Annotated in this window: 19 protein-coding genes and 2 pseudogenes; 3 read left to right on the top strand and 18 right to left on the bottom strand. The window is 59.0% G+C overall.

The genetic code is table 11. From position 1 onward, the window contains the following. Positions 1-10 precede the first annotated feature (10 nt). The 13 genes from nuoG to E2K80_RS04840 form a co-directional block, all read right to left on the bottom strand. On the bottom strand, positions 11-2,032 hold the full coding sequence (gene nuoG / locus E2K80_RS04900; RefSeq protein WP_135373308.1) for an NADH-quinone oxidoreductase subunit NuoG: 2,022 nt from the start codon (positions 2,030-2,032) through the stop codon (positions 11-13). Between the two features lie 66 nt (positions 2,033-2,098). Continuing rightward, the gene (locus E2K80_RS04895; RefSeq protein WP_135373306.1) at positions 2,099-2,530 is read right to left on the bottom strand and encodes a DUF5333 domain-containing protein; all 432 of its coding nucleotides are present in this window, start codon (positions 2,528-2,530) and stop codon (positions 2,099-2,101) included. Between the two features lie 415 nt (positions 2,531-2,945). Beyond that, the gene (nuoF, locus tag E2K80_RS04890; protein WP_135373304.1) at positions 2,946-4,235 is read right to left on the bottom strand and encodes an NADH-quinone oxidoreductase subunit NuoF; all 1,290 of its coding nucleotides are present in this window, start codon (positions 4,233-4,235) and stop codon (positions 2,946-2,948) included. Beyond that, a complete protein-coding gene (locus E2K80_RS04885) occupies positions 4,236-4,490 on the bottom strand; it encodes a DUF5337 domain-containing protein (protein ID WP_135373302.1) in 255 nt (84 codons plus the stop codon). It lies immediately after the preceding gene. A gap of 3 nt (positions 4,491-4,493) precedes the next feature. Next, positions 4,494-4,706, bottom strand: coding sequence for a DUF6434 domain-containing protein (locus E2K80_RS04880; protein WP_135373300.1), 213 nt, complete (start codon positions 4,704-4,706; stop codon positions 4,494-4,496). 100 nt (positions 4,707-4,806) lie between these two features. Beyond that, complete coding sequence (locus tag E2K80_RS04875; RefSeq protein ID WP_135373298.1) at positions 4,807-5,307, bottom strand: hypothetical protein; 501 nt, start codon at positions 5,305-5,307, stop codon at positions 4,807-4,809. A gap of 45 nt (positions 5,308-5,352) precedes the next feature. Next, complete coding sequence (locus E2K80_RS04870) at positions 5,353-5,952, bottom strand: DUF2273 domain-containing protein (protein ID WP_135373296.1); 600 nt, start codon at positions 5,950-5,952, stop codon at positions 5,353-5,355. 93 nt (positions 5,953-6,045) lie between these two features. Next, on the bottom strand, positions 6,046-7,095 hold the full coding sequence (gene nuoE / locus E2K80_RS04865) for an NADH-quinone oxidoreductase subunit NuoE (protein ID WP_135373294.1): 1,050 nt from the start codon (positions 7,093-7,095) through the stop codon (positions 6,046-6,048). A gap of 96 nt (positions 7,096-7,191) precedes the next feature. Further along, the gene (locus E2K80_RS04860; RefSeq protein WP_135376480.1) at positions 7,192-8,418 is read right to left on the bottom strand and encodes an NADH-quinone oxidoreductase subunit D; all 1,227 of its coding nucleotides are present in this window, start codon (positions 8,416-8,418) and stop codon (positions 7,192-7,194) included. Then, on the bottom strand, positions 8,418-9,029 hold the full coding sequence (locus E2K80_RS04855) for an NADH-quinone oxidoreductase subunit C (RefSeq protein WP_135373292.1): 612 nt from the start codon (positions 9,027-9,029) through the stop codon (positions 8,418-8,420). Before E2K80_RS04855 ends, E2K80_RS04860 begins: the two co-directional genes overlap by 1 nt. A 30-nt stretch (positions 9,030-9,059) precedes the next feature. Beyond that, the gene (locus E2K80_RS04850; RefSeq protein WP_168193256.1) at positions 9,060-9,584 is read right to left on the bottom strand and encodes a NuoB/complex I 20 kDa subunit family protein; all 525 of its coding nucleotides are present in this window, start codon (positions 9,582-9,584) and stop codon (positions 9,060-9,062) included. After that, the gene (locus tag E2K80_RS04845; RefSeq protein ID WP_135373288.1) at positions 9,584-9,949 is read right to left on the bottom strand and encodes an NADH-quinone oxidoreductase subunit A; all 366 of its coding nucleotides are present in this window, start codon (positions 9,947-9,949) and stop codon (positions 9,584-9,586) included. The genes E2K80_RS04850 and E2K80_RS04845 overlap by 1 nt, the downstream gene beginning before the upstream one ends. 134 nt (positions 9,950-10,083) lie before the next feature. Further along, a complete protein-coding gene (locus tag E2K80_RS04840) occupies positions 10,084-10,338 on the bottom strand; it encodes a zinc ribbon domain-containing protein (protein WP_210405426.1) in 255 nt (84 codons plus the stop codon). Positions 10,339-10,409: 71 nt separating this feature from the next. Between E2K80_RS04840 and E2K80_RS04835 the strand changes: the two genes are divergently transcribed. The 3 genes and pseudogenes from E2K80_RS04835 to E2K80_RS04825 all read left to right on the top strand — a co-directional run bounded on the left by E2K80_RS04835 (position 10,410) and on the right by E2K80_RS04825 (position 12,224). After that, complete coding sequence (locus tag E2K80_RS04835; protein ID WP_135373284.1) at positions 10,410-10,796, top strand: MerR family transcriptional regulator; 387 nt, start codon at positions 10,410-10,412, stop codon at positions 10,794-10,796. Positions 10,797-10,905: 109 nt separating this feature from the next. Then, positions 10,906-11,037, top strand: a pseudogene (locus E2K80_RS04830) (IS5/IS1182 family transposase); the annotation flags it as partial. A 378-nt stretch (positions 11,038-11,415) separates the two neighbouring features. Further along, positions 11,416-12,224: pseudogene (locus tag E2K80_RS04825) on the top strand (IS5 family transposase). Between the two features lie 99 nt (positions 12,225-12,323). On the opposite strand, the gene E2K80_RS04820 reads toward E2K80_RS04825, so the two are convergent. The 5 genes from E2K80_RS04820 to E2K80_RS04800 all read right to left on the bottom strand — a co-directional run bounded on the left by E2K80_RS04820 (position 12,324) and on the right by E2K80_RS04800 (position 17,456). Further along, entirely contained in the window at positions 12,324-13,259 is a 936-nt protein-coding gene (locus tag E2K80_RS04820) for a hypothetical protein (RefSeq protein ID WP_135373282.1), read from the bottom strand. Beyond that, complete coding sequence (gene surE, locus E2K80_RS04815) at positions 13,256-14,089, bottom strand: 5'/3'-nucleotidase SurE (protein ID WP_135373280.1); 834 nt, start codon at positions 14,087-14,089, stop codon at positions 13,256-13,258. Before surE ends, E2K80_RS04820 begins: the two co-directional genes overlap by 4 nt. Further along, complete coding sequence (locus tag E2K80_RS04810; protein WP_135373278.1) at positions 14,079-15,089, bottom strand: glycosyltransferase family 9 protein; 1,011 nt, start codon at positions 15,087-15,089, stop codon at positions 14,079-14,081. The genes surE and E2K80_RS04810 overlap by 11 nt, the downstream gene beginning before the upstream one ends. 3 nt (positions 15,090-15,092) lie before the next feature. After that, positions 15,093-16,088 (bottom strand): hypothetical protein, encoded by a 996-nt coding sequence (locus E2K80_RS04805; protein WP_145988581.1) that lies wholly within the window; start codon positions 16,086-16,088, stop codon positions 15,093-15,095. Between the two features lie 144 nt (positions 16,089-16,232). After that, a complete protein-coding gene (locus E2K80_RS04800) occupies positions 16,233-17,456 on the bottom strand; it encodes a DegT/DnrJ/EryC1/StrS family aminotransferase (protein WP_135373274.1) in 1,224 nt (407 codons plus the stop codon). Positions 17,457-17,463 lie beyond the last annotated feature (7 nt).

Genomic DNA, 17,463 nt, shown 5'->3' with positions numbered 1-17,463 from the left:
CCGGCGGGCCTTACTCTGCCGCGATCGGTGGGGCGGCCCGTGCCTTCGCATTGGCGCTTAATTCGGCCATCAACACGCTGGCCCGGGTGATCGGGTTGGTCAGATAGTGATCACCGAACGCGCTTGCGAATACTGCCCTGCCAAGGGGTTTCACCTCTGGCAGGTGCCACGGGTTTTCCGGCACCATGTCGATCTTCGCCAGATGCGGAACCTCGGCCACCAGCGCCATGCGCAGCGCCGCCAGCGTGTCAAACGGCAAGACCGCCTCCATCTCGGCGGAAAGCGCGCGCAGGATGGCCCAGTTTTCTTTCGCCTCGCCCGGTGCAAACCCGGCCCGAAGGGCCAGTTGCGGACGGCCTTCGGTGTTGACGAACAGGCCCTGTTCCTCGGTATAGGCCGCGCCCGGCAGAATGATATCGGCCCGATGCGCCCCCCGGTCCCCATGGGAACCCTGATAGATCACAAACGGACCAGCGGGCAGATCACATTCATCGGCGCCAAGGTTATAGATCACCTCGGCCCCGTCCAGCGCCGCTGTCATGCCACCTTCGGTCACGCAGCCTGCATCCATCGCGCCAACGCGCCCCGCCGCTGAATGCAGAACCAGAAGGCCCGCGCCCGCTTTCTCGGCGATATCCATCGCATAGGCCAGAACGGCCTCGCCATCGGCGTCACGCAACGCCCCCTGCCCCACAATCACAAGGCCCGGCCCGCTGGCCTTCAGATTGTCGATGGCGCAGTCACGATTGGTGGTCAAAGCGTCCCGACCGGGGCCGAAATGCGCATAGTCATAGGTCAGATCGACCGCCGGCCCGACCAGCCCCACAGACGCCCCGCCCAGCCAGGCCTTGCGGATGCGCGCATTCAGCACCGGCGCTTCAAGGCGCGGGTTGGTGCCGATCAGCAGGATGGATTTTGCATCGTCGATAGCTTCAATCGCGGCAGTGCCCACATAGGCCGACCGGTTGCCCGCAGGCAGTTTCGCCCCATCGGTGCGGCATTCCACATGGCCGCCCTGCCCCTCGATCAACTGTTTCAAGGCAAAAGCCGCCTCAACCGGGGCCAGATCGCCCACCAGACCGGCCAGTTTCCGGCCTTTCATGGCGGACGCGGCGGCTGTCAGTGCCTCGGCCCAGCCTGCAGGGCGCAATTTGCCGTTTTCGCGAATATAGGGCCGGTCCAGCCGCTGCCGGCGCAACCCGTCCCAGACATAGCGGGATTTGTCGCTCAACCATTCCTCGTTCACCCCGTCATGATTGCGCGGCAGAATCCGCATCACTTCGCGGCCCTTTGTGTCCACACGGATGTTGGACCCCAATGCGTCCATCACGTCGATGGTTTCGGTCTTCGTCAGTTCCCACGGGCGGGCCGTGAACGCATAGGGTTTCGAGGTCAGCGCCCCAACAGGGCAAAGATCGACGATATTTCCCTGCATTTCGCTGTCAAGCGTCGCACCCAGATAAGAGGTGATCTCGCTATCCTCGCCGCGCCCGGTCTGACCCAGTTCAGGAATGCCCGCGACCTCAGTGATGAAGCGCACGCAGCGGGTGCAGGAAATGCAGCGTGTCATGGCGGTGCCGACCAGCGGCCCCAGATCCATGTTGTCCACCGCGCGTTTCGGCTCCCGGAAGCGCGAGAAATCAACGCCATAGGCCATGGCCTGATCCTGAAGGTCGCATTCGCCACCCTGATCGCAGATCGGGCAATCCAGCGGGTGGTTGATCAGCAGAAACTCCATCACCCCTTCACGGGCCTTCTTGACCATGGGGGAGTTGGTTTTCACCACCGGTGGCTGGCCTTCGGGGCCGGGGCGCAGGTCTTTCACCTGCATCGCGCAGGAGGCGGTTGGTTTCGGCGGGCCGCCCACAACCTCGACCAGACACATCCGGCAATTCCCGGCAATCGACAATCGCTCGTGATAGCAGAACCGGGGGATTTCCACCCCCGCCTGTTCACAGGCCTGGATCAGGGTCATCGCCGGATCCACTTCAACTTCATTTCCGTCGATGACGATGGTGCGCAGGTCGCTCATGGCTACGGGTCCTTCACTGTCCGGGGGCCGGTTCGCTCTGCCCTCCGGTGTGCCGTTCCATGCCTTCTAACCCTCTCGAAGCAATCTGCCAATTGGAGAACCGGCGGAAATTTCGTCGCGCCCCACCTGACAGATGGTTTCCGGCGCGGATTCCGAGGCGCCACGCTCCGCCAGCCATTGCCGTGCCTGGGCGCGGACCCGCTCTTTTTCGGTCTCATCGTCGATATAGGCGAAAATCTCGGAGCGCGAATAGCCCAGCGATACAGCCCGGTTATAAATCGGAATGACCGCCAGCCGCGCCCGCCCGTTGCGGCGTTCAATATCAGTGCAATTATCCTCAACAATCCGCCCGATGGCGGCGACCAGAACCCCGCTTGCGATCTGTGGATCGTCGCGCAGACCCTGCCAGCGTTCATTCTGTGCCATCGCCATCGAGGTCAGCAGGCCAAAGCCGGACACCAGCAGGCAGACAATCAGCACTTTCCCATAATGTCGCATTTCAAATCCCTTACAAAATCGGGTCTTACCACTGCTCTGATCTGGGTGTCGGGGGGCATGATATTCAATAACACGCCCCGGCCAAAGCAGGATCAGGCCTGAAATTGCTCCTTGTAAGGGAACAGGCCTGAACAGCCCGTGAAGACAAGTCACCACCGCCTTTCCCTGCCCGAAAAGGGCATTCGCGCCAAGATGGGATGCAGGCCGCCGGCACAAATATATGTGTGCCAGACAGCTCTGCCCGACTGCCTGTTTACAGCGCGCCAGCAGGCCAAAAACCTGTGACTCAGATGCCGCGCCCGGCACAGGGGCGAATCAATTTACAGGCCACATGCCGTCCCTGACATCCGCATGCTGTATCCGGTATTTATTATTCGAAACGCTATGGGGGTGAGCTTACCATGGCAGACGGATGTTATTCCGCCGCGATGGCCGCCCCGCGTTTATGCCTGATCCGGTCTTCGATCTCGTCCCGGAAATGGCGGATCAGCCCCTGGATAGGCCAGGCCGCCGCATCGCCCAGGGCGCAGATCGTGTGACCTTCCACCTGTTTGGTGACGTCCAGCAGCATGTCGATCTCTTCAACCTCTGCCTCGCCTCTGACCAGCCGGTCCATGACCCGCATCATCCAGCCGGTGCCTTCCCGACAGGGCGTGCACTGGCCACAGCTTTCATGCTTGTAGAACGCCGCCAACCGCCAGATCGCCTTGATGATATCCGTCGAGTTGTCCATCACGATGACCGCTGCCGTGCCAAGGCCCGAGCGTTGTTCGCGCAGCCAGTCGAAATCCATGATCGCATCCTTGCGCATCACCTCACCGGGCAGGCAGGGCACCGAGGACCCGCCGGGGATCACCGCTTTCAGATTGTCCCAGCCGCCGCGGATACCGCCGCAATGGCGATCAATCAGTTCATCAAAGGGGATGCTCATCGCCTCTTCGACGACACAAGGGGTGTTCACATGGCCCGAGATCGCAAACAGCTTGGTGCCCACATTATTGGGGCGGCCAAAGCTTGAAAACCATTCGGCCCCGCGCCGCAGGATCGTTGGCACAACGGCAATCGATTCCACATTGTTCACTGTCGTCGGGCAGCCATAAAGCCCCGCGCCGGCAGGGAATGGCGGCTTCATGCGCGGCATGCCCTTCTTGCCTTCCAGGCTTTCCAGAAGTGCCGTTTCCTCGCCACAGATATAGGCCCCTGCCCCATGGGCCAGATAAAGGTCAAAATCCCAGCCCGATCCGGCGGCGTTTTTGCCAAGCAGCCCATTGTCGTAACATTCGTCAATTGCGGCCTGCAGCGCCTCGCGTTCGCGGATATATTCACCCCGGATATAGATGTAGCTGACATTGGCCCCCATCGCGGAACTGGCGATCAGACACCCCTCGATCAGCGTATGGGGGTCATTGCGCATGATCTCGCGGTCCTTGCAGGTGCCGGGCTCGGATTCATCCGCGTTCACAACCAGATAGGACGGGCGACCATCGCTTTCCTTGGGCATGAACGACCATTTCAGACCAGTCGGAAACCCGGCTCCGCCGCGCCCGCGCAGCCCGCTGGCTTTCATGATCTCCACAATCTTGTCCCGGCCAAGCTGCACGATCTTGTCGGTGCCATCCCAATGGCCCCGCGCCCTGGCCCCTGCCAGCGTCCGGTCATGCATGCCGTACAGATTGGTGAAAATCCGGTCTTTGTCCTGGAGCATCTATTTGTCCTTGTCTGTCGCGCCCTGCGAGGTTTGACCGCGCCGCGCCTTATGCACCTGATACGTCACAAACATAGCCCAGACCAGAGCCGCGATTGCCGCAAGGTCGAACAAAAACACATAGCGCACGGGCAGGCCCAGATTGCGGCCAAGCAGTTGCGCACCCATCCAGATCACCATGGTTGCAGCCATGACAATCGCCGCCAGACGAATCTGGCGCAGATTGCGGCGGTCGGGGTCAGGTTGGCCTTGCATGTGTCACGTGACCCCGTTGCGCTTTTTCCATTCCTTCACAACGTCACCCATTGTCTTGTCCGTCCCATCCTTGATCCAAGACATGAATGGACGGTCAAATTTAAAATCACCCCCACATTCCGAAATGAGAAACCGGCGGACATTTTGAGTATTCCTGTAGTGAACGGTTACAGATGTCTCACGGAAAATCGGGTCGGAATGCCAGTCAAAAGTCATAGCACGCTCCTGATCCGCTTGGTGCGGGGTCGTATCCCCGGGCCGTTGATGCAAGCTCGGGTATGGCATGGGGGGCCTTGCGACCCCGCCAATATGTGAATCACCCTGCCGTCAGATCTTTGGCCTGCCCGATCAGATCGAACCGCGCCACAAGCGCCTTGAAACCCGATTGCTGATTGTTCAGCCAGTCGATGCCCGTCTCATCCAGCGTGGCGATCTGGTCATAATGATAGATGCCGAATTCATTCAGCGTCAGGGCCAGTTTCGCACCAATGCCTGAAATTGATGTCAGATCATCGGCAACGCCGCCCCGGGGCGCATCCAGAAGATGCGGGCTGGACATGGCCACCGGCTCAGGCATCGGGGGGGATGGTGCAGCCTCTTCCGGCGGGGCTGTGTCCAGCGGGGTTGTGTCCAGATTGGCTTCCCGGGGCGCATCGACCCGCGACAGGGCGGACCAGAAATTCAACGGGGCGCTTAAGCCCAGATTAAGCCCCTGCAAGGCCGCCGTGCCATAAAAGGCGCCGGAAAAGTTGACGATGTGAAGAAGGTTTTGCTGGGCCGTTAACGCCCCCAGCCACAGGTTTTCTGCCATTTTCATAGCGCTCTCCTAAAGCGGTGGTCACAGATACCCTCCCATAGCAGCCTAGTATACATCCCCTTCGTCAACTTTCTTAGAGAATTCTGTCTCACCCCCTGCGGCCAACAGCGTCGCCTGTTCAACCCAGTTGTCGCGGCTGACCCGGCCCTTGAAGCCTTTCAGATTGTCATCGACCCAGGCGACCTCTGCTGCGGTCCAGGCGGCGATCTGGTCGAAATGGTGAAAGCCCAGCGAAAACAGTTGCTGCTCCAGCTTCGGGCCCACCCCCTTGATCCGTTTCAGATCATCAGGCTGGCCACCGCGTGCGGTATCCATACCAGCGGGGCGTGTGCCAGCTTCGGCAGGATCAGGCGCAGAACTCGCAGCCGGTGGTGTGGTGGCTGCAGGCGCCGGTGCAGGTTCAGGGGCCGACGCGGGAGGAGGCGGTACCGGCGTTTCCGGGGCAGGCATTGGGGCCTCGGATGCGGCTGGTGTTGAGGTTTCGCCACAGAGGAACATCATGAACCCGATGCCCAGAACCGCACCGATGACAATCGCGACAAGAAGGGCCGACAACAGCCTCCAGTCACCAAAAATGATCAGCAAGACACCCAGGGAAAGCCCGATCGCCCCACCGATTATAAAACTCAAGACCGGGCAGCTCATACCGCTGTCTTTTGAAGTCATCCCATCACTCCTCGCAAATATGATCCGCCATCATGCGATCACGGGTTTAATACAGGAAGTTTGAAGCGTCTTCTATGCAGATGCAAGGCTTTGGGCCTGAGAGACCCAATCATCCCGTTCGATCCGGCCTTTGAAGGTCAGCCGCGCATCGACCCAGGCGATCTGTTCCGGGGTCCAGGCGGCGATCTGGTCGAAATGCCAGAACCCCATTTCGTTCAGCAGTCCTTCCAGTTTCGGGCCAACGCCGGTGATTTTCTTGAGATCATCGGCCACACCGCCCCGGGGCGCTTTCAGAGTCTCGGGCGCGCTTTCTGCCACACTCGCAGGCGCAGCAGGCTTGGGCGCAGGTTTTGGGGCCGCTTTCCGTTTGGTTGCAGGCTTCGCAGGCGCGGGTGCAGTGGCCACATCCCCGGACTGGCGGCCCCAATTGGCGATCAGCGGCACTTCGGTCCCGTCGATCCGTTTGATCGTGTCGCCGATATCCGTGGCCCGTCTGGCCGAGATGTTCAGGCTGTCCCGGCCCGTCTCATGGGCTTTCAGCGAGGTCAGCCCGCTGGCCGGTTCCGACGCGTAGCGCCCGTTCTGCGGCCCCGGTGTGGGCACCCGGCCTGCGGCCATCTCGTCAAGGATCCAGACCAGTTTTTCAGATGTCAGATCCTCGTAATAATCCTTGCCGATCTGCGCCATGGGCGCGTTGGTACAGGCGCCAAGGCATTCCACCTCTTCCCAGGAGAACCTACCATCAGCAGACAGTTGATGGGGCCGTTTGGCGATCTTGTCCTGGCAGGTGCCGATCAGGTCTTCGGCGCCGCAGATCATGCAGGAGGTCGTGCCGCAGATCTGGATATGGGCAACAGATCCAACCGGTTGCAGCTGGAACATGAAGTAGAAGGTCGCAACCTCAAGCCCCCTTATATGGGCCAGCCCTAGCATATCGCAGACATGTTCGATTGCGGGCCGGGTCAGCCAGCCCTCCTGCTCCTGCGCGCGCCAGAGCAGCGGAATGATCGCGCTGGCCTGACGGCCCTCGGGGTATTTGGTGATCTGCGCCTCGGCCCAGGCCTGATTGGCGGGCGTGAAAGCAAAACTCTCGGGCTGATCCGGGTGAAGACGACGGAGCATGTCAGGCGCGGTCCTTATGCATCAAGCCGGGGCTTGCGTGGCATGCGCAGATGCCTCCGGCGGGGATATTTATCAAGCAGAGAAGCATGGGGAATATTACCGATCCACCTCGCCAAACACGATATCGAGCGAGCCCAGCACTGCCGACACATCCGCCAGCTGGTGCCCCTTGCAGAGGTAATCCATCGCCTGCAAATGCGGATAGCCCGGCGCGCGCAGTTTGGCGCGGTAGGGTTTGTTGCTGCCATCGGCCACCAGATAGACGCCAAACTCGCCCTTGGGCGCCTCGACGGCGGCATAGACTTCCCCCTCGGGCACGTGGAACCCTTCGGTGTAGAGTTTGAAATGGTGGATCAAAGCCTCCATCGAGGTTTTCATGTCGCCGCGTGTGGGCGGGGTCATCTTGCCGCGCGCCATCACCTCGCCGGGTTCATTGCGCAGTTTCTCGCAGGCCTGATGGATGATTTTGATCGATTCCCGCATCTCGGCCATGCGGCAGAGATAGCGGTCATAACAATCGCCGTTCCTGCCCACGGGGATCTGGAAGTCGAACTCGTCATAACATTCATAGGGCTGCGCGCGCCGCAGATCCCAGGCCAGGCCCGAGCCGCGCACCATCACCCCCGAGAAGGCCCAGTTCTGGATATCCTCTTCGGTGACAATGCCGATATCGGCGTTGCGTTGCTTGAAAATCCGGTTCTCGGTCAGAAGCTCATCAATATCATTCAGCACTCTGGGGAATTTTTTCGCCCAGCTGTCAATATCCTCCACCAGATCCGGCGGCACGTCCTGATGCACGCCACCGGGCCGGAAATAGGCCGCATGCAGCCGGGCACCGCTGGCGCGTTCATAGAACGTCATCAGCGTTTCGCGTTCCTCGAACCCCCAGAGCGGCGGGGTCAGCGCGCCCACATCCATCGCCTGGGTGGTCACGTTCAGCAGATGGTTCAGAATCCGCCCGATCTCGCAATACAGGACCCGGATCAGTTGCGCCCGGCGCGGCACCTCGGTGCCGGTCAGCCTCTCGATGGCCAGACACCAGGCATGTTCCTGGTTCATCGTGCCCACATAATCCAGCCGGTCGAAATAGGGCAGGTTCTGCAGATAGGTCCGGCTTTCCATCAGCTTTTCGGTGCCCCGGTGCAAGAGGCCGATATGGGGATCGCAGCGCTCCACAATCTCCCCGTCCAGTTCCAGCACCAGCCGCAGCACACCATGGGCCGCCGGGTGTTGCGGCCCGAAATTGATGTTGAAATTGCGGATCTGCTGTTCACCGGTCCGCGCGTCCTGATAGCCGCGCCCGATATCCTTGCCGCCATCCATCATTTCGCTGCCTCCTCGGATTTCTCATCGCCGGGAAGGATGTATTCGGCCCCTTCCCAGGGGCTCATGAAATCGAACTGCCGGTATTCCTGCACCAGGTTCACCGGCTCATAGACCACGCGTTTCAGCTTCTCGTCATACCGCACCTCGGTATAGCCCGTGGTCGGGAAATCCTTGCGCAGCGGATGGCCGCGAAAGCCGTAATCGGTCAGAATCCGCCGCAGATCGGGATGGCCTGAGAACAGGATGCCGAACATATCGAACACCTCACGCTCATACCAGTCGGCCGAGGGGTGGATACCGGTGATCGACGGCACGATCTGATCGGCGCGCAGCTGCGCCGTCACCCGGATGCGGTGGTTTTGATACATGGACAGGAAATGCCAGACCAGATCGAACCGTTTGTCCCGGGTCGGATGGTCCACCGCGGTGATGTCGATCAGGGTGGAAAACCCGCAATTCCGGTCGGCTTTCAGAAACTCGATGAATTCATCCGCCTCGGTCGCGGTGATCTCGATCGACAATTCCCCAAAGGCAATCGACGTCCCGACCACGGCATCGGCCTGTTTCTCGGCAATATACTCGGCCAGTTCGCGCAGGGCATCGCTCATATCAGTCATTCCTCAGAGGCGTCAAACGCCTTAACGCGTGATGGTTCCGGTGCGGCGGATTTTGCGTTGCAGTTGCAGGATTCCATATAGAAGCGCCTCGGCGGTCGGCGGGCAGCCGGGCACATAGATATCCACCGGCACGATCCGGTCGCAGCCCCGCACAACGGAATAGCTGTAATGGTAATAGCCGCCACCATTGGCACAGGACCCCATCGAGATCACATAGCGCGGCTCGGGCATCTGGTCATAGACCTTGCGGAGTGCCGGGGCCATTTTATTGGTCAGCGTGCCGGCCACGATCATCACATCGGACTGGCGCGGGGATGCCCGCGGTGCGATCCCGAACCGTTCCGCATCATAGCGCGGCATGGAGGTGTGCATCATCTCGACCGCGCAGCAGGCCAGCCCGAAGGTCATCCAGTGCAGCGAGCCGGTGCGCGCCCAGTTGATGATATCCTCGGTCGAGGTCAGCAGAAACCCCTTGTCCTGAAGCTCCCGGTTCAGATCCTGGGTCGCCACCTCGCGGTCGCCGCCCGCCGTATTCGCGCCGGTCATCACTCCCATTCCAGCGCTCCTTTCTTCCACTCATAGGCAAAACCGATGGTCAGCACCGCCAGAAACACCATCATCGACCAGAACCCGACCATCGAGATATCCGCGAAGGCCACCGCCCATGGGAACAGGAACGCGACCTCAAGGTCGAAAATGATGAACAGGATCGCCACAAGATAGAACCGCACGTCAAATTTCATCCGCGCATCGTCGAATGCATTGAAACCACATTCATAAGCGCTGACCTTTTCGGGGTCCGGGTTGCGAACGGCAAGAACCACCGCAGCCAGAATCAGCACAATCCCCAAACCGATGGCAAGACACATTAAAATGAGGATCGGGGCATAGTCTCTAAGCAGGTCTTCCACCTGTGATCTCCTGGGCCGTTACGCACGCCTGAGGACCATCGGTCCGGTTAGGGTCACGTCTATCCCCGGCACGCAGGCCGGTCAACCAAAGGAGCTGCGGCAAAGGCGCGTTTCCCGGAGGCAGGTTTGCGGCATCACGGCCTCCAGCGATCCAGTTTTGGAATTGTGCGCGTAAAGGCCCAGGCCATGATGCGCGGCATGCCCTTGGCCGTAAGTGCATCGACACAATGGGCCTGAAATTCCTCAACGGAGACATCGGGATGCCGAAAAGAGCCTGCGTCATAGCATAGCGAGCAATATGTGGCACTGCGGCGGCCATCCGCCTCGCGCCCCCCACCTTCGGGGTCTTTGTTCAGGGGCATTCCACAACTCTGGCACCGCTGTCCCACATATCTCTCCTTGATCCGCTGCTGCAAAACAGTAAACTATAAACAATGGACAACAGTCAACGGTTTTAGACATGCGGATCGGCGAACTTGCAAAACGCAGCGGATTCAGCCGCGATGCCATACGGTTTTATGAACGCAATGGGCTTATCAGCGCTGACACACGTGAGGGTGAGAACAACTACAAGTCTTATCCCGAAGAGGCGGTTCTGACTTTGGAGGTCGTGCGTGATGCACAGGCCGCAGGCGTAAGTATCGGGGATCTGTCGATCATTCTATCTCAACTGGCGGCCGAAGATTCAGACAGTTTCGATGGCGACGCCTTTCTTGCGGACAAGATTGCCGAGGTGGAAGACCGCATTGCCGCGTCCCAGAGATTTCTGGAAACACTGCGCGTGACCCGCAAGGCCCTGTCGATCGCCCCGTTAAATACCCAGACGTCTCACATTACAGCAAGATAGAACCTGAACAGAGCCAACTGAAGACCGCGGGAACTCAGGAGGCAGGTGGCTTTGTTGCACAAATGGCTTAGGGGTTCACTGTATGAAGCCAGCATGATAGCTGGGGATCATGAGCAGTTGGGTCCCGTCGACGTACAAGCCCAAGAACTGGCCGTCGTATAACGCAGCTTTGAAGCAACGCGGATCGCTTTCGATCTGGTTTGACCCTGAGATGATCCGGATGCTGCCACCGAGTGGTAAGCACCTCGACAACGGTGCAACGCGCCTTTGTTGGTAGTGTATGAATATCCATTTGACCTTGACTTAAGTCAGAACTCGAGTGGACACTCACACAGTGTCGCTGTGCCGTATCATCCAGCCAGAAAGAACGTGCAGGCTTAATTTTAGACCGAAAAAATGGAGAGCATTCATGGCCCTTAAACCAGGACCAAAGCCGATAGCAAAATCAACAGGGAAACCAGATCAGCGCCGTCGTGACAACAAAACCACACCAGGGAATACACCGTCTCTCAAGCCTAGCAAATCTAGCAAGCCGCCAAAAAAGAAATGAAAGAGGACCCTCGCTAATTTGGACTTCTAGGCAGCGTACTTACAAAGAGCTTCACGTTTCCAGCCTGTTATGATTCATTTCCCGCAAGACAATATGCGGAGCAGTGGAATGGCGCGGTCAGATTTGAGCGATTTGGAGTGGGAGTTCATCAAAGCAGTGCTCCCAAATAACAGCCGAGGGGTTAAGCGTGTCGATGATCGGCGTGTGATCAATGGCATCTTCTATGTCTTGCGCACAGGCATCCCGTGGCGCGATTTGCCCGATCAATACGGCCCCTACACAACGATCTACAACCGTTTCAACCGATGGACTTATGCGGGCATTTGGGATCGGGTAATGGAGGCGGTCGCCGATGCGCACAATATCGACACCGTGATGGTGGATGGCACATCGGTTCGGGTTCACCATTCTGCAGCGACGCTCAAAAAAACGACCCGCGTCGTTGCATGGGCCGGTCGCGGGGTGGGTTAACCACGAAAATACATGCACTTACCAATCAGGACGGGTTGCCGATCCGCTATGAACTGACGCCGGGCCAAGCCCACGATGCACCCCCATGCGAACAGCTTTTGGACGGGCTGCAACCTGGCCAATACGTTCTGGCTGACAAGGCATATGACGCGGATTCGATCCGCAAGATGATCTGGGAACAGGGCGCCATCGACGTCATCCCGTCCAAATCCAACCGCAAACTGCCCGCCGAGTTCGACGTCGATATCTATCGCGAGCGCAACAAGATCGAGCGGTTCTTTGGCCGCCTCAAAGCTTCCTTCCGCCGCATCGCAACCCGATACGAAAAGACATCTGCCAACTTCTTGGCGATGATCAAACTCGCATCCGTCAGGCTATGGTGCCAGTTTTATGAGTCCGCTGCCTAAGTCAGGGCCTCATATCAGCGCTCTTCATATTCCTAATTGGACTGGGAATACGTAATACGCTGAAATACCACGGGTAGCATTAGTTACTGTTCCCAGCATTTAGGTAAGCGACTCCAAAAACTCCAACAGCCCCGGCATCTGCCGCTCCCAGGCGATGACCTCAGGGTCGTGCCGGAGGCATGGCTGGCGGGCGGCGGCAATCAAAGTATCGAGGAAACCTTCGAGGTTTGGTGGGGCTGTCACAACATTTGGCAATGAGAGAACGTGTCGATGTTGGGATTTGTCGGTGGTGACCAAGCGGGTACCCGAGGCGTATTGATCTGAGACGACGCCGCTGGCGTATGGAGAAGACGGCGCATCGACCCAGCACCAAAGGAGATCGCACGCGCGAAGGCGGTCGAAGCGCTCCTGGTCGCTCCATTTCTCGTAAGCTAGATTAAGCCTACCAGGGTGCGACTCGCAAAGTACAACAAGCTTTTCTAACAGACCAGGAGAGGGCAGCCTCCAGGGGCTAAGTACGAGAGAAACAGCGACCTCCGGGAGAGCTTTCAGCACTGCCGCGGTAACTATATCGAAGCTACGTTCGTACTTTAGGAATCCGTTGGTTCCAAGGATCAGCTTTTCCTTGGGCAAGCCATACCTTTCGCGCAATTTGGAGCGGGCGGTTCCCGTCCGGAATGTCTCGGAGGGATGCGGGAACCAATAGGATCGTTTGGCCCCGGCGATGAGTTCGGGCGTGAGCGCAACGACGGCAGAAACATCGCCATAAAGCGACCCGCACGTATCGTCGTGCGGCATTAGGACGACCGGCGCGCGGGCTTGGTAGGCAAATGCGCGCAATGTGGCACTTGGCACGAGTTCGCCGTGGTGGTGGACGATAATCACATCGGCTTGCTGTTCGACGAAGCCGTCGACCGTACGCACTTGTGCACCCGCTTTGCTGAGCGCAGTCCCCATCCGCTGCGCGAAATAGCCGATGCCGCAGGGCTCATGCAGCGTTGTAGCGATTTGCAGGATGCGTAACGACGGGGTCATAACCTTTGACCTGAAGGTAGGTTTGCGAATGGCTGAACAACGTTGCCACCGCTGCCTCTCGCGGTGAGATCGAAGGCGAGCGGGGTAACGGCAACGCTCCGCTGGCGCCAGAAAACGTCCAGATCGGAACCTTCCACGATCTGGTCTTCGGTGTAGGCCGCGGCGAAGGTGAATTGGTGCGGCGCAGCCAGATCGCGGACGCCTGGTGCTTGTGGGCGGTAAGGGTCCATTGAGCTTTGCGGACAGACACGCCAGCCGGCACTTGCTTCGGCGTCGCTCGGGATGTTGACGTTAAGGCAAGAGACGCCCGGGCCGAGTCCGTGTTTTAGTGCCAAGAGTACAAGCTCGGTGGTAACGTCAATAGGGTAGGCCCAAAGGGAGTGGTCCAATGCGACCCCGAAATGAGCGCCATCGTCTCCCAAGCTCACGGCCAAGCCGGGCACGCCGTGGTTGGCCGCCTCTGCCGCCGCCGCGACCGTCCCGCTCAAGTGCACTGTATAGCCCAGGTTCTCGCCTTTGTTGATGCCACACAAGCAGATATCTGGCTGACGTGGCGCTAGTTCTATAAGTGCGTGCGAGACGACCTGACAAGGCGCGCCCGAAACAGTATAGCCAGCTACGTCACCGCCCGAAGTTGGGAAGTGGTGTGGGTTGATCGCGCCCGCATTCGGATGCCGCAAGTATGCGCGCGACATGCAAGTCTGGTTCTCGGTTGGGCAGACAACCAGCGGCTCACCCAACCGCCGCGCTACCTCGACAGCGGCCAGAAGACCGGGCGTATCCGGCCCATCGTCGTTCGTCACAAGGATGAGCGGCGGGTTAGACGGCATGAGATTCAGGCCGAACGAAGCTCAATGCCTGCCTCAGTGCTTCGGTCACGTCTTGCGGCCAGATTTGAAGCAGCCCTTTGTCCGTAGTCTCTCCATAAGGATTATTCTCCTGCCCGGTCCAGAGCGTCATGTGTTCTGTGCATTGCGCCGGGGGACCCCAGCAGGCAGGCGGGACTGGGCCGAAAAGCGTCACTGCACGGGTGCGCAGGGCAGTAGCCAAATGCGCTACGCCGCTGTCGACTGAGACGACACAGGTGGCACCAGCGACAAGGTCCAGCATGCCACAGGCCGTCGTTTCGCCCGCAGCAATGCACTGCTCACTCAGCAGCGCAAGTTCTGCAATTCTGGTGATGCGCGCCCTTTCGCGCTCGGTACCCGTGAGTAAGACCCCCCAACCGTCCGCGGCAAGCCATTGGATGACCTCAGCCCAACGATCCTCCGGCCACAACCGGGCGGGGCTACCAGCGCCGGTATGAATAATTACAGGAGCGCTAGGATTGAGCGGCTGCAGTTCACGTAAAAACAGTTCTTTAGGATTCGGATGGACATCCCACTTGATCAACAGCCGTGCCCAGCGAGTATGAATGGGGTCGGCAAAATCGAGGTCAGGAGAGGTCCGAGCTTGGGGTAACAAGGGGTAACGATAACTCAGAACGTGCTTAGGTGAGACTGCATCGATCAGCGGCAACAATTCGGGCCCAGGGGTGCGGAGCGAGACAAGCCGGTCCACTCGGCCCTTAAGCGCGGAAACTTTTGCTAGGATTTCGGGGTCGGCAGCCTGATGATCGGTCGGACCGATAGTGCCTTTATGCGGTTGGTCTTGAATGAACTCATCCGCGCACTCTAGGCGCCGCGCCAAATCGCATAGCCAAGATGGGCAGGTCGTAACGAGCCAGTGGTTTGGGTAGGCGCGCCGCAACGCCCGCAGCGCCGGTTGTGCCGTCATCAGGTCACCCAAGCCATGGTGGCGAATTACCAGCACGATATCGCGGTCGCCCATGGCTCAGGAAGATCCTTTGGTAAACGCAAAAGGAGCGAGGCAAACCTGCCGCACGATCTGCGCCACCTGGTGTGCTCCACGGGCTCCATCGCGGTCGAAGAAAGTGCAGGTGTGACCTTCGGCTTGAATCGGGTTGAATGCGCTACGCAGGTATTCAGTGGTCTCATTACTAAGCAACTCATCCCGCCGAGCCTTGGAAAGGGCAGAGTAGATGGCATGAACGACGGCTTCTTCGCCCATGGGTCGCAGCGCGGCAATTGAGGGCATCGAGAGCACGCTTTCGGGCCACGAAAAGGCAGTGCTGTCGGCCCTAAGGTAGAGCTGCGCGTTCAGTATTTGGCTGAGATTCTGCGGCGGAAGAAGCAGTGTAGGCAAGTCGATCTGCATCGCATGCAAGACAGTGGTACTGCCGGGCGATGTCACCAACAAGTCGCAGCTCTTGAGAAGACGCTCAAAGACAGAACCGCTCTGCACGCCAGTGGCGACAGCATTACCGAAGCGCACTTTCACCTCAGCCTCCCAGTCGCCACCGATGTTGCCGCACACACCAGCCACCTGCACCCCGGCTTCCGCGAGACCGTCGAGGACACCAGGCAACACAAGCTCCACATAGTCGAACGTGTTATCTCCCGAAAGGTGGCTGTGCACCCCGCCAACGTTGACCAACACTCCTGCTCCGCCCGTCCGGCGGTGCGAGCCTGGGACTATAGGATCAACCCAGCGCAAATCTGGCCGTGAGGCAAGGCAGGCGGCGAGCGGCAGCACATCCTTCGGGTATCGCTGCGCGCAGTAGACAACAGTGGTACCGGCCGCGGGCACTTCATCCACGCTCGCCCACATATAAGGCAGACTGTCGACGTAGACGACAGCGAGGCCAAGGCCGACCAAAGCATTGGCCTGGCCTGGATCATTAATGACGAGTGCAGCGTCAGCTGTCGCGGGCGGACTGCTGACAATCTCGTGGTGCATAGCTTCTAGCGAAAGGATTTTTGTGGTCATCGGCGGCATATCGTACAGTATCAACCGATGCGGCGGAAGCTCTTCGAGTATCAGCCTGAGCTTGCCAAGACTGCCCCAGCCAAAGTGGCAGGCAGCAATGACGAGTGTCTTAGCAGTGCGTGATAGGGGGCGGGACATAAGGGTTTACGAGCCCGAATTGGCAAAGTGGCGCCAGACTTTGAGTGCTCCTTCGCAGCTTACGGCGACCTCTGGAGGAGGAAGATGGGGCCCTGTTTCGAGCTCGATAAGGCGGGGATGGGCATCACGAGCGATCGGGCAGTCGTCAGCAGTCATCAAGGCACCTTTTTCTTGAAGGTAGGCATTCAACCATTCAATCCGGAAAAGCGGGCGGTGCGGGATGCGGCAGCTAATGTTCTCAGCACCAATGGCCTTGACTAGTTCCCCGCGGATTTTCTTTGCGGAATCCGGCACCATGACCGGACACTTGAAAAAAGCACTTCTACCCCAGGCTGGGTCGACCACAGGCTCCAGCCCTTCGCGGGGCAGAACTTGGGCGTAGCAATCACCGGCATATTGACGCGCAGCGATCTCGTCATCGAGGCGCGCAAGTCCATCTAGGCCCACAATGGCTGGAAACTCCGCCATTCTGTAGCTGAAACCGGCGCTGTCGTAGTCATCCCAATCTGGACCCTTGCCGTAGTTAGCCAGCACGCGCAATCGCTCGTGATGCGCTTCGCCATTGCACATGACCATGCCGCCTTCGCCGCAAGAGATGTGTTTGCGCACCGAAAAGGCGTAGGTTACGAAATCACTAAAGGTGCCGACAGATTGACCAAGAACCTGCGCGCCGAAGGCCTGCGCACAGTCTTCGATTAGGTTCACGCCATTATCATGGCAGAGCTTGGTGATGGCATCCATCTCTGCAGGGTGGCCCCAGAAGTGTACGACCAGAACGGCTTTAGTACGCGGAGTAATCAACTCCTTGATCCGGTCGGCGGACATTGTCAGTGAAGCGGGTTCGGCATCGCAGATCACAGGAATAGCGCCATTCTGGACGATGGCTGTCACCGCCGCGACGAAACAGAATGCCGGGACGATGACCTCATCACCCGAGCCAATGTCCGCAGCTGTCAGTGCAAGGTGCAGCGCCGATGTGCCGGAGTTGACAGAAACGCCTCGATACTCCGGACCAAAATAGGCAGCAAAGGCACGTTCAAACTTTCGCGCCCATGGACCAGAATAGTAATTCGAAAGTAGCCCCGAGTTCATCATCTCAGCAACCTGAGCGCGCGCATTATTTGATGGCCAAACACCGGTAAAGATTGCCTCGGCACGTGCGGGAGTGCCCCCATGAATTGCAAGACCTTCATCGGCTTGGAAAATTGGGTCGGTGGTCTTTTGTCGCATCGAGTGT

This window comes from Rhodophyticola sp. CCM32 (assembly GCF_004751985.1).
Taxonomy (GTDB): Bacteria; Pseudomonadota; Alphaproteobacteria; order Rhodobacterales; family Rhodobacteraceae; genus Rhodophyticola.
Note: the sequence above shows the minus strand (reverse complement) of the source record. Positions and strands in the feature narration are given on the sequence as shown.

Excerpts from the sequence above, each read along its gene's own strand:
- nuoG (WP_135373308.1), bottom strand. The coding sequence starts at position 2,032 with ATGAGCGACCTGCGCACCATCGTCATCGACGGAAATGAAGTTGAAGTG.
- E2K80_RS04895 (WP_135373306.1), bottom strand. The coding sequence starts at position 2,530 with ATGCGACATTATGGGAAAGTGCTGATTGTCTGCCTGCTGGTGTCCGGC.
- nuoF (WP_135373304.1), bottom strand. The coding sequence starts at position 4,235 with ATGCTCCAGGACAAAGACCGGATTTTCACCAATCTGTACGGCATGCAT.
- E2K80_RS04885 (WP_135373302.1), bottom strand. The coding sequence starts at position 4,490 with ATGCAAGGCCAACCTGACCCCGACCGCCGCAATCTGCGCCAGATTCGT.
- E2K80_RS04880 (WP_135373300.1), bottom strand. The coding sequence starts at position 4,706 with ATGACTTTTGACTGGCATTCCGACCCGATTTTCCGTGAGACATCTGTA.
- E2K80_RS04875 (WP_135373298.1), bottom strand. The coding sequence starts at position 5,307 with ATGAAAATGGCAGAAAACCTGTGGCTGGGGGCGTTAACGGCCCAGCAA.
- E2K80_RS04870 (WP_135373296.1), bottom strand. The coding sequence starts at position 5,952 with ATGAGCTGCCCGGTCTTGAGTTTTATAATCGGTGGGGCGATCGGGCTT.
- nuoE (WP_135373294.1), bottom strand. The coding sequence starts at position 7,095 with ATGCTCCGTCGTCTTCACCCGGATCAGCCCGAGAGTTTTGCTTTCACG.
- E2K80_RS04860 (WP_135376480.1), bottom strand. The coding sequence starts at position 8,418 with ATGGATGGCGGCAAGGATATCGGGCGCGGCTATCAGGACGCGCGGACC.
- E2K80_RS04855 (WP_135373292.1), bottom strand. The coding sequence starts at position 9,029 with ATGAGCGATGCCCTGCGCGAACTGGCCGAGTATATTGCCGAGAAACAG.
- E2K80_RS04850 (WP_168193256.1), bottom strand. The coding sequence starts at position 9,584 with ATGACCGGCGCGAATACGGCGGGCGGCGACCGCGAGGTGGCGACCCAG.
- E2K80_RS04835 (WP_135373284.1), top strand. The coding sequence starts at position 10,410 with ATGCGGATCGGCGAACTTGCAAAACGCAGCGGATTCAGCCGCGATGCC.
- E2K80_RS04820 (WP_135373282.1), bottom strand. The coding sequence starts at position 13,259 with ATGACCCCGTCGTTACGCATCCTGCAAATCGCTACAACGCTGCATGAG.
- surE (WP_135373280.1), bottom strand. The coding sequence starts at position 14,089 with ATGCCGTCTAACCCGCCGCTCATCCTTGTGACGAACGACGATGGGCCG.
- E2K80_RS04810 (WP_135373278.1), bottom strand. The coding sequence starts at position 15,089 with ATGGGCGACCGCGATATCGTGCTGGTAATTCGCCACCATGGCTTGGGT.
- E2K80_RS04805 (WP_145988581.1), bottom strand. The coding sequence starts at position 16,088 with ATGACCACAAAAATCCTTTCGCTAGAAGCTATGCACCACGAGATTGTC.
- E2K80_RS04800 (WP_135373274.1), bottom strand. The coding sequence starts at position 17,456 with ATGCGACAAAAGACCACCGACCCAATTTTCCAAGCCGATGAAGGTCTT.